Annotated in this window: 13 protein-coding genes; 8 read left to right on the top strand and 5 right to left on the bottom strand. The window is 38.3% G+C overall.

Annotation, left to right across the window (positions count from 1 at the left end):
- Positions 1-6: 6 nt before the first annotated feature.
- The gene (ccoN, locus tag DIZ80_00825) at positions 7-1,434 is read right to left on the bottom strand and encodes a cytochrome-c oxidase, cbb3-type subunit I (GenBank protein ID RDH86047.1); all 1,428 of its coding nucleotides are present in this window, start codon (positions 1,432-1,434) and stop codon (positions 7-9) included.
- A gap of 597 nt (positions 1,435-2,031) precedes the next feature.
- Between ccoN and DIZ80_00820 the strand changes: the two genes are divergently transcribed.
- From DIZ80_00820 to DIZ80_00795, 6 genes are all read left to right on the top strand, one after another.
- A complete protein-coding gene (locus DIZ80_00820) occupies positions 2,032-2,409 on the top strand; it encodes an FHA domain-containing protein (GenBank protein ID RDH86046.1) in 378 nt (125 codons plus the stop codon).
- Between the two features lie 332 nt (positions 2,410-2,741).
- The gene (gene recQ / locus DIZ80_00815) at positions 2,742-4,853 is read left to right on the top strand and encodes a DNA helicase RecQ (GenBank protein RDH86045.1); all 2,112 of its coding nucleotides are present in this window, start codon (positions 2,742-2,744) and stop codon (positions 4,851-4,853) included.
- Between the two features lie 69 nt (positions 4,854-4,922).
- Complete coding sequence (locus tag DIZ80_00810; protein RDH86044.1) at positions 4,923-7,391, top strand: glycerol-3-phosphate 1-O-acyltransferase; 2,469 nt, start codon at positions 4,923-4,925, stop codon at positions 7,389-7,391.
- 151 nt (positions 7,392-7,542) lie between these two features.
- Complete coding sequence (locus tag DIZ80_00805; protein RDH86043.1) at positions 7,543-8,607, top strand: porin; 1,065 nt, start codon at positions 7,543-7,545, stop codon at positions 8,605-8,607.
- Between the two features lie 11 nt (positions 8,608-8,618).
- A complete protein-coding gene (locus DIZ80_00800; GenBank protein RDH86042.1) occupies positions 8,619-9,080 on the top strand; it encodes a hypothetical protein in 462 nt (153 codons plus the stop codon).
- Positions 9,074-11,089: a hypothetical protein gene (locus DIZ80_00795; GenBank protein RDH86041.1), complete on the top strand. Its 2,016-nt coding sequence runs from the start codon at positions 9,074-9,076 to the stop codon at positions 11,087-11,089. The genes DIZ80_00800 and DIZ80_00795 overlap by 7 nt, the downstream gene beginning before the upstream one ends.
- An 8-nt stretch (positions 11,090-11,097) precedes the next feature.
- Here DIZ80_00795 and DIZ80_00790 read toward each other — a convergent pair whose 3' ends face one another.
- The 4 genes from DIZ80_00790 to DIZ80_00775 form a co-directional block, all read right to left on the bottom strand.
- Positions 11,098-12,054 carry a hypothetical protein gene (locus tag DIZ80_00790; GenBank protein ID RDH86040.1) on the bottom strand — a complete coding sequence of 319 codons (957 nt, stop codon included), beginning with the start codon at positions 12,052-12,054 and terminating at the stop codon, positions 11,098-11,100.
- Between the two features lie 233 nt (positions 12,055-12,287).
- Entirely contained in the window at positions 12,288-12,851 is a 564-nt protein-coding gene (locus tag DIZ80_00785) for a glutamate synthase (protein ID RDH86039.1), read from the bottom strand.
- An 80-nt stretch (positions 12,852-12,931) separates the two neighbouring features.
- Positions 12,932-13,633 carry a Crp/Fnr family transcriptional regulator gene (locus DIZ80_00780; protein ID RDH86038.1) on the bottom strand — a complete coding sequence of 234 codons (702 nt, stop codon included), beginning with the start codon at positions 13,631-13,633 and terminating at the stop codon, positions 12,932-12,934.
- Between the two features lie 112 nt (positions 13,634-13,745).
- Positions 13,746-14,396, bottom strand: a complete 651-nt coding sequence (locus DIZ80_00775; protein ID RDH86037.1) for a peroxiredoxin — start codon at positions 14,394-14,396, stop codon at positions 13,746-13,748.
- 237 nt (positions 14,397-14,633) lie between these two features.
- Between DIZ80_00775 and DIZ80_00770 the strand changes: the two genes are divergently transcribed.
- Together DIZ80_00770 and DIZ80_00765 are read left to right on the top strand one after the other, a co-directional pair.
- Positions 14,634-15,596, top strand: a complete 963-nt coding sequence (locus DIZ80_00770) for a C4-dicarboxylate ABC transporter (GenBank protein RDH86036.1) — start codon at positions 14,634-14,636, stop codon at positions 15,594-15,596.
- A 22-nt stretch (positions 15,597-15,618) separates the two neighbouring features.
- Positions 15,619-16,212 carry a sulfurtransferase gene (locus tag DIZ80_00765; protein RDH86035.1) on the top strand — a complete coding sequence of 198 codons (594 nt, stop codon included), beginning with the start codon at positions 15,619-15,621 and terminating at the stop codon, positions 16,210-16,212.
- The last annotated feature ends 34 nt before the right edge of the window (positions 16,213-16,246 follow it).

Here is a 16,246-nt window from a genome sequence, read left to right as displayed (position 1 = left end):
CCCCCCTTAAGCTGTGGCTGTCGCAGCAGAACTAGCTGATTTCTCAGAAGTCGCCATGCGAATAGTCATAATTATGTTGTAAAGCATTACAACACCACCAGTCCAGTAGATCATTCCACCCACTGCACGCATTGCGTAGTAAGGGTGCATTGCTGCAACCGATTCTGCGAACGTATAAGTTAATGTACCGAACTCGTCGTAGTCACGCCACATCAGACCCTGCATGATTCCAGATACCCACATCGCAATGATGTAAACAACCGTACCGATTGTTGCCAACCAGAAATGCACATTGATCAAACTTTCAGAATACATTTTTGTATTCCACAGTTTCATTACCAGATGGTAAATCGCACCAGCAGCAACCATTGCAACCCAGCCTAAAGCGCCCGAGTGTACGTGACCAACTGTCCAGTCTGTGTAATGTGAAAGCGCGTTAACTGTCTTGGCAGACATAACCGGGCCTTCGAATGTAGACATTGCGTAGAACGCTAATGAAACAATAAGGAAACGTAAGATATAGTCAGTACGAAGTTTGTCCCATGCACCTGACAGCGTCATCATACCGTTGATAGCACCACCCCATGAAGGAATGATCATCGCTAGAGAGATTGCCGCGCCAACAGAGCCAGTCCAGTCAGGAAGAGCAGTGTATTGCAGATGGTGAGCGCCTAACCATACATAACCGAAAGTCAGTGCCCAGAAGTGGATAACTGATAAACGATATGAGAAAACAGGGCGACCTGCCTGCTTAGGAACGAAGTAGTACATAATGCCAAGGAAACCAGCTGTTAGATAGAAACCAACCGCATTGTGTCCCCACCACCATTGAATCATCGCATCTTGCACACCCGAGAATACCGAGTATGAATTGAACATATCAACCGGTACAGCCAGACTGTTAACAACGTGTAATAAAGTAATCATTACCATCATCGACAGGAAGAACCAGTTTGATACATATATATGTTTAGTTTTACGAGTTGCCAGTGTCATTACGAAGTTCAAGGTATAAGCTACCCAGACAACCGCAATAGCAAGGTCAATTGGCCATTCTAGTTCGGCGTATTCTTTAGACTGTGTGATACCAAGTGGTAAGGTAATAACAGCAGAAACAATAATTGCCGTCCAGCCCCAAAATACAAACCAGGCTAATTTATCACTCCAGATACGCACACCACAGGTACGTTGTACCGAGTAGTAAGATGTAGCCATGAGTGACATACCACCAAATGCAAAGATAACCGCATTAGTATGTAATGGTCGTAGACGACCGAATGTTAATTCGGCAATGTCAAAATTCAGAACCGGCCAGGCCAGTTGTGAGGCGATTAAAACACCAACGCTGGTGCCAACCACTAAATAGATAACCGCTGATACGGTAAACCATTTAATGATGTCAAAGTTGTACTTCTGATCAAGCGAAGCTTGCACGAGAACGTCTCCTCTGTGAGTTAAATGCTGCGAACAGCAACCCGAAATTACGGTCAATAATCAATCATAAACTGCATTAATATAGACCAAAAAAATACTGCTATCTTGAGAACGACCGTTGAAGTTATTAAATACTGTCTGTAGAGGCTATTAATGCCTGTTTTTTACTTATTCAGCAAGCCAGTAAAATTTTTGTATCAACATGTGTTCTTATATATAAGCCAATTATTTCAATGACTTACAATTTCCTGATATCAGGTCTGCATACGAATAACCGCTTTAAAGTGTATTGAACTAAATATCAGACCATTTGTCTGAATACCTTGCCCAAAGTCAATTTCTGACAGTTTTTCGCATTAACGCGCGGGATTATATTCGAAGTCTCATATCGCTTCCTGATATATATCAATTTTAGGATTGATTCTTATCAATATTGTGAAATATCAATATAAGAATATGTCGATATAGCGATGCCGAATTTCCACGCGGTGCATATTATACATAAATCATTAAAGAATAGAATCACCGACTTGTGTGAGAAGGCATAAAAGATTAGGATTTTAGTTTCGAATTCATGCACTTATATAAGGACTAAAAATGGCTTCAATAATTCAATTGGTAGATGGAGTGGTTGCCAATCGATTCGAAATAGATAATAAAGGGCTGAAATTTGGTCGAACCAGTGTTAATCAGGTGGTGATTGATGATCTGGCGGTGAGTTCAGAGCATGCTCAGATTAATATATTAAAAGATGAGCAGGATGTGCTTAAATTTATATTGCAGGATCTGGGCAGTACAAATGGTAGTTATATTAATGAACAGAAGATCGACCAGCAGCAGTTACTCAGACATAAGGACATCGTACGAATTGGCTGGAATAACTTTACCTTTATAAATGAAGATGAAGTGGATCATGAAAAAACCAGAGAAGTGAAGAAAAGCTGGATACCCGGGGTTTATTACAGTAAAGAGTAATCATTCTGTTTAGGTACTTCTCCATCGGGGAAAGGTCTCGTTTTTTGAGCCCTGTCCCCTTAACCCATACCACTCAGACCTGACAGAGTAGCGAGCCGACTCCGTAAAACTCTTGGTGGCATCAAAACAGGGGGCGGAGCGCAAAAAGCGCGGTCCATCCCCGATGGAGATAAGTCATAACAGGGTAAACCTGTTTCAGATCTAATTTATTGACAGAAAATCATATGCTAATCGAACTCATTATACTAATTGTCATAGTTGCTATCGTAGCACTGGCCTTATTGTGGCCTACAAAGTAAAGTTCGAGCACCTTATATATAGAAAATTCCTACATGTCTGAACGCGCATTACAAATCCTGCAGTCTACTTTTGGTTATGATGAATTTCGTTTCCATCAGAAAAATATCATTGAGCAAGTAATATCGGGTAAAGATGCCGTTGTACTGATGCCCACTGGCGGTGGTAAATCACTGTGTTATCAGATACCCGCGATGGCGAGGGAAGGTGTGGGTATTATAGTCTCACCTTTAATTGCATTAATGCAGGATCAGGTATCAGCTTTACAGCAGCTTGGAGTCAAAGCTGCCTTTGTTAATTCATCACTGGATCATTTTGAATCTCAGGAAGTTGAAACACGTTTACTTAATGGTGAGATTGACCTTTTGTATGTGGCACCTGAAAGGTTAATGACAGAGCGGTTTTTAACTCTATTAGAGCGCTCGCCCGTTGCATTATTTGCAGTGGATGAAGCACACTGTGTTTCTCAGTGGGGGCATGATTTTCGCCCGGAATATATTAAACTTTCAGTTTTACATGAGCGTTTCCCAGCCATACCTCGAATAGCCCTGACTGCAACGGCCGATGACACCACGCGACAGGAAATTATCAATCGTTTGTCATTGCATAGTGCTGAATGTTTTATATCAGGCTTTGATCGACCTAATATCTGTTATCGGGTCACTGAAAATCAGGGTACAGCGCGAGATGCACTTTATCGTTTTATATTAAATGAGCATGAAGGTGAAGCGGGCATCGTTTATTGTCTGTCGCGAAAAAAAGTAGAACAGACAGCCGAGTTTTTAAGTGATAAAGGTTTTGATGCGCTGCCATATCATGCAGGCTTATCTCAAAAGGTCAGACAGAAAAATCAACAACGCTTTTTAAGTGAAGATGGTGTCATTATTGTCGCTACAATTGCTTTTGGTATGGGTATAGATAAACCGGATGTACGTTTTGTTGCGCATTTAAATCTTCCGAAAAGTATAGAAGCTTATTATCAGGAAACCGGTCGAGCGGGTCGTGATGGTCAACCATCTGATGCGTGGATGATGTATGGGCTGCAAGATGTCATTATGCTCAAACAGATGATGGAAACATCGGAAGCGGATGAGGCGCACAAAAGGGTAGAGCGGCACAAACTTGATTCCATGTTAGGTTTTGCTGAACTTACCTCATGTAGAAGACAATCATTATTAAAATATTTTGGTGATCATTTAGAAGAGCCCTGTGGTAATTGTGATACCTGTTTAACGCCGGTAGAAACCTGGGATGCGACGGTTGCTGCGCAAAAAGCATTGTCCTGTGTGCATCGAACAGGACAACGCTTTGGTGTGACTTATCTGACCGATGTTTTACTCGGAAAAGAAACTGAACGTTTAATAAATAACGGACATAATAAATTAAGTGTATTTGGCATAGGTGATGAATTAAATGCCAAACAGTGGCGTAACCTGTTTCGACAGTTAATTGCGAGGAACCTTTTAAATGTAGATATTCAGGGACATGGTAGTTTGTTATTAACAGAAACCTGTCGAGCAGTTTTAAAAGGTGAAGAAAGTCTGCATCTAAGAAAACAGATGTTACAAAGTAAAACGAAAAAACGACATTCAAAAGTATCTGTTTCAAATAATGAGTTATGGGAGCAGTTACGCGCCACGAGAAAACGTTTATCTGAAGAGTTGGGCGTTCCACCTTTTGTTATTTTTCATGATGCAACCTTGATTGATATGATGGATCGTATGCCACAGAATCATGATCAGTTTGCAAACATTAGTGGTGTTGGTGCTACTAAGCTGGAGAATTATGCAGACGAATTTTTAGCGGTAATACGTGATTATGAAGGTGATGCTTCAGCTGATAAAACGGATACAGTAGTAGAAACCCTGTTATTATTTAAAAGTGGGATGAGTGCCGAGTCTATAGCAACTCAACGAAGTCTGACTCAATCAACAGTAGTTAATCACCTGGCTAAACTAATTCAGCAGGGTGATGTGGCATTGAGTGATGTAGTCACTATTTCGCAGCAGGAAATAGAACTTATTCAGGATGCTATAATAGAGCTGGGTGATGAGGCAAAAAAACTCAAACCGGTATTTGAACATCTTGACGGGCAGTATGACTATGAAGTTTTAAGGTGTGTAAAAGCATCAATGGAGCCTGCCTGAGTTTTGTAACTTTACTCTTTTTTGTCTGTGCAAACAGTGATTTTTAAACAGGTATTTATAAAAATAATAATGAATATAAGAAAGTCTATTAACTTTGTCGCAAGAAAGGTACTTTATCTTTTTGTAAAGGCTGAAACACTTCCTAATAAGATTGAGCAGTTAAATATAAATCCTGATGTACCGGTTGTTTATGTGCTTGATGCTCGCGCCTGGTCTAATTTACTTGTTCTGGAAACAGAATGTGAAAATCAGGGTTTAGCATCACCAATAGATCACATATCTTCAGAAAATTTAAAGTCATGGCACTCTGTTTATACTATTGCCCCCAGACAACCCTTCAGAACCTGGTTACAAAAGCAGCCCAAACGTTCCAGGATGTTGCGAGGTATTGTTGAAATTTTGCGTGAAAATCCGGAGCAGGAAATACAGTTTGTGCCCGTTACTGTTTTCTGGGGAAGACCTGTTGCAATACAAAAGCACTGGTTAGCCGTGCTGTTTGCCGATTCATGGGGGCTGGCAAGTCGAACTAGAAAGCTTTTAACTATTTTAATTCATGGTCGAAATACACTGGTTAACTTTACAAATGTAGTTAACTATCGGGGGAGTGCGTATAGCCATCTATCGAATGATGAAATAATTGATAAATTACAGTTTACCTTTTCGACTCAATTAAATAATCTTAAAAGCGCAACGTTAGGCCCGAATGTATCTCACCGGGGTACACTGGTGAGAAAATTAATTTTAAATCCAGATGTACAGAAAGCGATAGTTAAAAGAAGTAAGGAAGATAATCGTTCAGAATATAAAGCAAGCTTGCAGGCAAGACGATACTTAAATGAAATAGTCGCTAACTGCACCAATATAACTATTCAGTTGATGCAGCGTGGGCTGACATCATTCTGGAATAAGTTTTATTCAGGTATTGAAGTTACACATAACGAAAATCTTAAAAATCTGGCGCTAACTCACGAACTTGTATATGTGCCCTGTCATAGAAGTCATATAGATTATTTATTACTTTCTTATGTTATTTACGGGGAAGGCATGGCGATACCTTATATTGCGGCGGGTAAGAATTTAAATATGCCGGTACTCGGTTCAATTCTTCGAGGTGGAGGTGCGTTTTTTATAAGGCGTAGCTTTAAGGGGAATGAGCTTTATTCAACGGTCATGTTTGAATATGTTGCGGCATTAGTGTCAATGGGTATGCCAATTGAGTACTTTGTAGAAGGTGGTCGTAGTCGTACCGGTCGTTTACTAAAACCCAAGCCAGGTATGATAGCGATGACCATTCGAGGTTTTCTGAAATATAGAAAACTACCCGTTGCTTTTATACCTGTTTATATCGGTTATGAAAAACTTCTGGAAAGTAAGGCTTATCAGGCCGAATTATCAGGTGAAGATAAAAAGAGTGAAACCTTTTTTAGTTCTATGCGATCGATGTTAAGAATACGGGGTCGTTTTGGAAAGGTATATACTAATTTTGGCCAGCCTGTTTTTCTAAATCAATTACTTGAAAATACGAATGCTTCGTGGGCGAATGAAATTTATAGTGACTCAAAACGCCCTGAGTGGTTGCGCGATGTTGTTGATAATGCATCGCAGCAGATTATGAGTCACATCAATCAGGCTGCAATTGTAAATTCAATCAATCTGGTTTCTACTGTTTTGCTTGCGACATCTAAACAGCATATGGATGAAAATGCTTTATTCCGCATGTTAGATATTTATAAGTCTCTGATTGAATCAATAAAATATTCAGACAGGGTGATATTAACGTCACGCACTGGTAAAGAGCAGGTTGAACACGCTGAATACCTGAAAATGGTAAAGCGACGAACCCATCCATTAGGCGATATTATTTATCTGGATAGTAGTCACTCTGTTTCCATGACTTATTACCGGAATAATATATTACATTTAATGGCACTGCCTTCGCTTATTGCCTGTTGTTTCTTTAATGTACGTTCACAGACCCGTGAAGAAATCGTTAATCTCATTTCTCTGGCATATCCATTTTTGAAATCCGAATTATTTCTTGTATGGGAAAAAGATCAGTTAGCAGATAAGGTGTCAGAGGTGCTTGATGTAATGGCTGACCTTGGCTTATTGATTAAAAATGAACAAATAGATGTATATACCCGACCAGGCTCCGGTGCGGTTGAGTTTTCACAGTTAAATCTATTGGCCAAGGTTATATCGCCAATACTAGAAATTTATTATCTAACTCTGGCTCTATTATCGAGAAAAGAAGAGGCGCAGATATCAATAAATGAACTGGTTGAGAGGAGCTTCCTGATGGCGCAACGTGTAGCCATGATATATGAGCTTAATTCTCCAGATTTTTCTGATAAGCGCCTCATCTCAAATTTTATAGATACTTTAATTCATATAGATTATTTACGAGTCTATGATACTGAGAACATTGAATACAGTGATGTTTTTCATAAGGCAGATAAACGAATTCAATTGTTGCTGAGCAAAGAAATGCGTTCAAATATTTTACAGATGTTAAAAATAAACCAGCAGGGGGTATGAGCCGGATTTAACAGGTGTATCTATTAATTTAAAACTAGCTAATCTGGTGGTTATCCTTACTGGACTTTATCGAAAAGGGCTTCTATTCTTTGCTATACATTAAATAAATGACAAATATAAAAATATCATTAACAGTTTTTTAGGGTTTGCAGTGAAAGTTATTAAAAAGCTCGTTATCTATCTGTTTTGTATGGCTTTTTTATTGAAGGGTTATGCGTTTGCAGGTGAAATAGGAATAAGTGGTTTTGCCTCAGTTGCTGCCGGTAAAGTGGTGTCGGGTGAATCTTTTCTTGCTGATTATCCCAAAGCCGGTTTTTATGATGAAGATATTTCCTTTACACCAGATTCCAGTCTTGGCGTTCAGCTTGTAGCAACAGTAAATCCACAAACCTCTTTTATTGTTCAGGCCGTGAGTCATGGCGCAAATAATTATGAGCTTGAACTCGACTGGGCTTATGTTAATTATGTTCTGAGTTCAGAGCTTACACTTCAGGCCGGGCGCAAACGCTTACCCCTTTATTATTATTCAGATCATTTTGATATTGCATATACCTACAACTGGATTAGACCCCCGAGTGATAACTATACATGGCAGATAACAAACTATAACGGACTTAGTTTGCTTTATGAGCCCAACATTGGTGAATGGGATGCATTGATTAATGTATATGCAGGTAGGGAGGACTCTGAAGATAATGAACTTTTAAGTGCCCTGTCTGGCAACAGTGTTGATGAAACATGGAAGAATATGTTTGGTGTTGTTGTTGAGTTATCTAAAGACTGGCTCGATGTGCGATTTACTATCATGCATGGACAACTGGATCGAAGTATTGATGATGTAATGGTTGAGCAGGATGTAAGTCAGCAGTTTATTGGTTTATCAACAAATTTGTTTTTTGAGCAGTTAAGTGTTTTGTCTGAAATTAATCGATATGAAAGAGAATCGAGTGATATTTCAGTTGATACGGCTATGTTATCCCTTGCATATCAGATTGGAGAGTTTACACCGCATATAACACATTCAAGGTTGGAGCAAGATCCTAATGCAGCGGGTGGTGATGAAGAGCACTCTACAAACAGTGTTGGTTTGCGTTGGGATTTAGTAACCAATATGGCTTTGAAAATTCAGTATGACAAAGTGATAGATAAAGGACAGGTTATACAAATAACAGGTGATTCAGAGCTGGTCTCTGTATCGTTGGATATGGTTTTTTAGGCTGTCATCTAATGAGAGTCATATTTAAAAATATTGCAATAAAGATAAAATATATTCTGATTATTTTAATGATTGGATCATATTGTAATAATGCGTATTCAGTAGAGTCATCTGGTGTACTGGTTGTGTCAGAGGAAAGTGATATAAAAAAAATTAGCATTATCGAAGTAAGGAAGCTTTTTCTTGGTTTGCCAGCTAGTAAAGTAAGCAGCATCCAGCATCCAGTTATTAATAATTCTGACAGTGAAATATATCAGTCATTTTTGAATAAAATAATGAGAATGACAGAGAAAAGTTACAAGAGAAAATTGATAAAACGTATTTTCAGGCAGGGCGCTGAAAAAATACAGGTAGTGAATAGTGAAAAAAATCTTATTCGGCATTTGCGTAATAATCCGAATGATGTGACGTTTATGTCTGAAGAAAACGTTAAAAATATTAAAGGAATAAAAGTGATACAGCGATTATGGTGATGTCATATATAAAAAATCGGTTTAAAAATTCGCTGTTTAGTTTATCCGGTTATCTTGTTCTTTCTATTGTTATTATTCATGTCTTATTGCTTCCGGTTATGTATTATACATTGCTCGATTCTTATAAAGAGCATTCGTATGATCGTTTCATCGGTCACAATAATGAAGTCGCTGGCATGCTATCTGATGTTATATCAACAAAAGACTTGTCTAATGATGAGTTTGATATCATAAAAATTCTTGAATCTTCTTCTCTTGGAGATGGCGTAGTTTATATAGAATTAATTGATTCTAATGACTCGACTTATCTTTATAACGAATCGAATGCAGAAGACAAGAAATTTGTCGAAGATGCATTGGTGAATGCGAATGAAGATAATACCTATTTTCTTAGCTTCCCTGTTTACTTTAAAAATAATAAAGATAAAATTTCACAGTTGAAATTAGGTTTTGATGAAACAAATGTTATAGAAGAGTACGAAGCAGTAAAGCGTACAACAGCAATTATTTTAATTGCTTATTTTGTTGCTGTTCTGGTGCTGGTCTCAAGTATTATAAGAATTATACATAGGCCATTAAGGTTGTTGCGTAGTCAGTCAAAAGAGATTGCTGATGGTAATCTTGAGTTGCCTTTAACGAATACATCATGTTTAAAAGAAATTAGATTTTTAACCGACGATCTTGAAAAAATGCGTGGTTCACTGGTGGGGCTTGCTGAGAGAATGCAGTACAAAGCGACTCATGATGAATTAACCCATTTACCCAATAGATATCTGTTTAATGACAGATTAGAGCAAAGTATTGCTATTTCTGAAAGAGAAAATAAAGAGTTTTCAATATTGTTATTAGATCTCGATCGATTTAAAGAAATTAACGATACACTGGGGCATGGGGTTGGTGATGAGGTTTTAAAGGTTGTATCAGATCGTATGATGCTCGGTCTACGTGATTCGGATACTGTAGCAAGAATAGGTGGTGATGAGTTTTCGTTTATATTAATGAATGTGAATCAAATACTGGCTGAAAGAATTGCTAAAAAAATAATTGAACTCGTTGAACCTGTATTTGAAATAAATGATCATTCTTTGAAGGTAGGAGCGAGTATAGGTGTTTCAGTATTTCCCCTGGATGGAACCGATCCTGAGCTGTTGATGCGAAGGGCTGATGTAGCTATGTATAACGCAAAGCATAATAATTTACAAATTAGCTCTTATCATCCGGACATGGATAGCGATCATTATGAAAAATTAATGTTAACGAATGATCTTAGATCGAGTATAGATAACGGTTTATTTGAACCATTTTTTCAACCCAAAATTAGTTTATTAACAGGGGAAACCTGTGGCTGCGAATTATTACTGCGTTGGAATCACCCTAATCTGGGATTAATCTATCCTGATAAATTTATACCCCTTGCGGAGAGAGAAAATCTAATTGGCGATCTTACTCGTTGGGCTATTAGTAGTTCTCTGCATGAGTTTGAAAGCATAGTTGAAAAAAATGCAGATTTTCATGTGTCAATTAATGTCTCGCCAATTGACTTATTAGATGCTGCACTATTTGAATCAATTAATGATATTTTAAAGACGATTAATTTTCCAGAAAAAAACCTGTTCATTGAAGTGACTGAAAATGCAATTATGAAAAATCCTGCGCGTTCAGCTGATATATTAAATAAATTTAATAATAAGGGGATTGTTGTTTCAATTGATGATTTCGGAACCGGTTATTCATCATTATCATATTTACAAAAATTTCCTATAAGTGAACTTAAAATAGATAAATCTTTTATTTATGGCCTGACAAAAGAATCAAACAATTATCCTATTGTTTCTGCAACCATTACCATGGCGCATGATCTTGGTATTGTCGTAGTTGCTGAAGGTGTTGAGAGTCAGTCGGTTATTGATCTGTTGAAAGAGATGGGCTGTGATCGCGTGCAGGGTTACCATTTTTCCCATCCACTCAATGTGGACGGTTTTAAACAATGGTTGGCTGATCAGAGTTAAAACAAAATTTAAAAGTCGAAACTTAAAGTCTGACCAGATGTTAATGTAATATTAGAAGTGCCTGTGAAACTAACAGCAGCATCATCTGTTTCAGGGTCATCAAGATCTGATTCACAGGTAAAGCTTATTGTGTACTCACCCTCAGGAATGAACCCTAAAGTATAAACATATTCACCAGATGTATTGAGAGTGACCAGAGAAGTGCTAAACGGATTTTCTGGCTGGTTATCTATATCATCTGGAGTTGCATCTATGTTTTCAAACAGATAAACCGCATTGCCTGTATCGGGATCATCATCAGAGCAACCAGCGGTTACAGTTGATAATAATGCTGCATCAACAGTGCCGGTAATCGTTGCTGAAGTCGCATTATTAATTAATCGTAAAGTCGGTCTTAATATATATTCACCACCACCGGTTAGAACAACTGATTTGCGTAAATCAAAATCGATAGTGTAGTTAAACTCGGCAGCGGTTGTTAGCTCAAAACCGGTATTGATTTTCAAACCTGTCTGAGATCCACTAGGGATAGAAAATTCATGTTCACTACCATCTTTAAGTTTGATGTATGAGTCAAGAGTACCATCCTGTTCAGCGTTTACTGCAAGTCTGATCCAGTCATATGATCCGGAGGCGATGATTTCATCATCTAATAATGATTGAACATTATTTCCTTGCAGAGCAAGTAAATTGATACGTTTAGGGGGGGCGAAAGTGAATTCTAATGTACTCTGATCTTCACCATCTTCAGAAGGTTGAATACTTACACCGGTAAACTCAACCCATACTTCTTCTGCGTTATCTACAGCAGCATCGGTAATATCGAGGGATAGGCTGCTGTTTGCAGCGCCGCCACGGCCAGATGTAAGATTACTACTATCACCAGAACCACAGGCAGATAACAGACTGATTATGCTACCTAAAAGGATAGGTCTGGAGTATTGAAGCGTGTTAAATTTATTCATATCTTATCTACCAGTAGTTAAGGTTTCCGCTACTTTAAAAATATCATTCCGTATATACTGTTTATCAAAATTGATAACTGGTCTTTAATCATTTATAAATCAACAGGTTATAGATTTTCCTCTTGGTCTCATTATGAACGAAGAATATATTATAATTACCTATGTACCCATAATATATTACTATCTACCCGTTAAGCAATAAGCACAATACCCTATATGAGGGGTTTTGCTTATTAATTAACAGGTTGCGTGATTGTAAATGCACCGCGAATGTCACCCTGTTTAAAACCTCTGGCTTTATCTTCCGGGTAGCTGGCATCGAGTTTGGCAGCTAATTCAGGGCTGATATTGTCTCCATGGCACTGCAGGCATGGCTTTCCAGTAGGGATGGCTTTCATAAACCGGAAAGACTCAACACCATTATCATTAACCATCTCAAAGTAGGCCATGGGTTTTACTTTCTCGCCGTTTTGCTTGCGTTTTTCAAACTCATGTAGAACTTTAGTTTCCCATGCATCGGGAGCATTAGCAGAGTTACGTGTTTTCAGGCTGGTTCTAGCGACTTTCCAGCCATATTTATCAGACAGATCTTTGGCGATAACAGGTGCTTTGTCCTTGCAAACATCAACGGTTTTAATTGGGCCACCGGCTTTCATCGAAGATTGTAATTCACCTTTAAGTTGCCCCATAAACTCTTTAATTACGGTTTTGCTTTTGGCGGCATGCTCTTTTATCTGATTATCAGCGTAAGCGGGTGAAAGGATTAAAGTTGTAGCAATGAGCAGGATGCGCTTCATTGGTAATCTCCTGGTAGTCTTGAGAGGGAATATTAGGGAATAATAATATTGGTATTCTACAAGCGCTACAATGATAATTATCAATCAGATAATATTTCGAAAAGAGGCTCTTTATTCAGTTTATATAAGCTTCCCTGCTTTTGTATCAGGCCTTTACGTTTGAATTCTGCAATCGTACGGCTGGCGGTCTCAGTAGTAATGCTTAACATCGAACCTATATCTTCTCGCGTAAATAATTCACATTCATCTGAACCATATTTTTCGGCCAGTTTAAGAAGCAAATTGGCCATTCTTTGTCGTGCAGATCCGGTTGATAATTGTGTAATCCAGTCATCAGCTTCATTTAAAGCCAGATGCCAGCGGTTTAGAAGCTCTTTATGTAATAGCTGATTCTCTGTACTTAACTGGTTAACAACCGGAGCGGGCAGACGACAGACTTCAACGTCGCGAAGTGCCACCGCATCATGTTTGTATTGTGGCTCAATCAGAGATTCCAGACCAATAACATCGGATGCAAATGCCAGCCTGACAATTCGCTGGTTACCATCAGCGAGATACTGGGTTAATTTAACCACACCCGAGCGGATGGTATAGAGGAAACTGGCGTTATCATGAGCATGGTAGAGAGTGGAGCCAGCAGGCAATACAAATTGATCGATTGGCTTATGTATTTTTTCAAAATCAGTTTCACTCAGGCCGGAAAATAGCACGGTATTTCTGAGTGCACAGTTAAGGCAATCTGCCTCTCCTTTCCATGCGTCCTGTAAAGTAACTGTTTTCATATAGTAGCCTGTTTATTTTTTCATATCATAACAGTAGATTGATTTTCATTCTCAACAAATTAGAGGGGCTAAAGCCCCTCTAATTTGAGTTAACTGTTTTTATTAAAAAGGTTTATAGCTGCTTTTTACAGAAGTACCAGTCGGTGCACTCGTAACCTTCAGTTAATCGTGCTTCAGCCGCATCTGCTGTTGCTGGTGGAGGCACAATGACTTTATCACCTGGCTGCCAGCCTTCAGGGGTTGCAACGCCATGCTCGTCTGACGTTTGCAGGGCTTTTACAAGGCGTACAAACTCATCAATAGAGCGTCCATTTGTCATAGGGTAATAGACCATTGCACGTAAAATACCTTTATCATCAATAATAAAAGTAGCGCGTACTGCAGATGTATCTGCTGCACCCGGGTGAATCATTCCATATGATTTAGCTACCTTCATATCCAGATCGGCAATGATCGGGAAGGGCACATCAATATCAAATTTTTCCTTTATGTTACGTATCCAGGCCAGATGAGAATAATGACTATCGATTGAAAGTCCCAGTAATTCAGTATTAATGTCTTTAAATTCAGCTGCGCGATTAGCAAAGGCCATAAACTCAGTGGTGCACACCGGTGTGAAATCGGCTGGATGTGAAAATAGTACCAACCAGCGCCCCTTGTAGTCATCCAGTGTTTTTAAGCCATCTGTAGTGACTGCTTTGAATTCAGGTGCTCTTTCATTTAGTCCTGGGAATGCGTAGTTTGAAGATTCTAAATTTTCCATCGTTTTGTACCTCAATAGTCTGGGTTAATGTGTTAATTAGTATGTGCTTATATTATCGAGATGCGAGCGATAGGAAAAGCCAATTATTTCTATTGACTTGATAGTCTTCTGCTATTGATCGCATGAAATATTAGTAGTTTCTAATATAATGAGAATTATCAATGACAGGTGTCGGTGGAATCCATACTATTTTAGTCGGGTATTCAATGTGAATATTTTAACAAATGGAGATGCCATATGACTGGCTTGCAGAACAGGCTGAATCATTTTCCCATATCATTTTTTTCAATGGTGATGGGTTTGACGGGTTTAACAATATCCTGGCAGAAAGCTCAGCACATATTCAATATTGATTTATCTGTTAACGTGGCATTACTGGCTTTGACCAGTAGCATCTTTGTTGTGTTGTTAGTTATGTATGGTCTTAAGTTTATAAGTGCCAAAGATCAGGTAATGAATGAATTTCACAACCCGATTAAGCTAAATTTCTTTCCAACCATTTCAATTAGTCTGCTTTTGCTATCGATAGCATTTTTATCAGTTAATACGGGTATCAGTCATTTTATGTGGGTGGCAGGTAGTGTTATGCATCTATTATTTACACTCTACGTTGTTAATGCGTGGATTCATCATGAGCATTTTGAAGTAAAGCATGTCAATCCAGCCTGGTTTATTCCTGCAGTGGGTAATGTGATTGTGCCTATTGCGGGTATTCCGCTTGGTTATACAGAGGTGTCGTGGTTCTTCTTCAGTATCGGTATGTTTTTCTGGGTGATTTTATTAACGATTATTTTTTACCGCTTAATGTTTCATAACCCTATGCCTGAAAAATTAATGCCAACTCTTTTTATATTAATCGCTCCCCCGGCCGTAGGTTTTGTCGCTTACATGAGGTTAACGGGTGAACTGGATTCATTTGCCCGGGTATTATATTTTTCGGGTTTATTCCTTACGTTATTATTGTTAATTCAGGTTAAACGATTCGCAAAATTACAGTTTTTTCTTTCATGGTGGGCATATTCTTTTCCCGTTGCGGCGATAACGATTGCCAGTTTACTCATGTATGAAATAACTCAGATACAGTTGTATCAATACATAGGTGCAGGCTTGCTTGCGCTGTTAACATCAATTGTAACTTATTTACTCATTAGAACAGTCAGTGCAGTTATTAATCATGAAATATGCACTGAAGAACATTAATTTTAAAAAAAGGTAGAATATTATGATAAGCAAAACAATGATTATTGCAGCAATAATGGCAATGAGTGTAAGTGTAAATACATTGGCAGCACCTAAGCCATCCGACCCTAAAAAACAAACTCCCTGGGATTTGTATGTGGATTCTACAGAAGCGTATGATTTAAAAATGAAATTAGGAGATAAAGCCCTGTTTATTGATGTAAGAGAACCTGCAGAAATCATGTTTACCGGTTTTACTGATGTTGTAGATGTAAATATTCCTTTTATGTTGGTCAATACAAAGAAGTGGAACTCAAAAAAATCTGTTTTATTAATGAAAAAAAATACAGATTTTATTTCGGACATTGAAAGGGCGTTAGTGAATAGAGGTATGACAAAAGATGATGCGGTATTAATTATGTGTCGATCTGGTGGAACACGGGGTGCACCTGCGGCTAATGTGCTTTTTGATAAAGGTTTCACGAAAGTGTATGTAGTGACTGATGGGTTTGAAGGTGGTACGTTGAAAGAAGGCGATAAAAAAGGCTGGCGTTTAAAAAATGGCTGGAAAAACTCAGGTTTACCCTGGAGTTATAAGCTGAATGAAGAAAAAATGTATTTTAAAAAGTCTTTTTAAATAAAGTTTGCGGATCAGGTATTCAACTCTGATC

Source organism: endosymbiont of Galathealinum brachiosum (assembly GCA_003349885.1).
Lineage (GTDB): Bacteria > Pseudomonadota > Gammaproteobacteria > SZUA-229 > SZUA-229 > SZUA-229.
The sequence above is the reverse complement of the archived record's forward strand: the minus strand, read 5'-3'. Positions and strand labels throughout refer to the sequence as shown.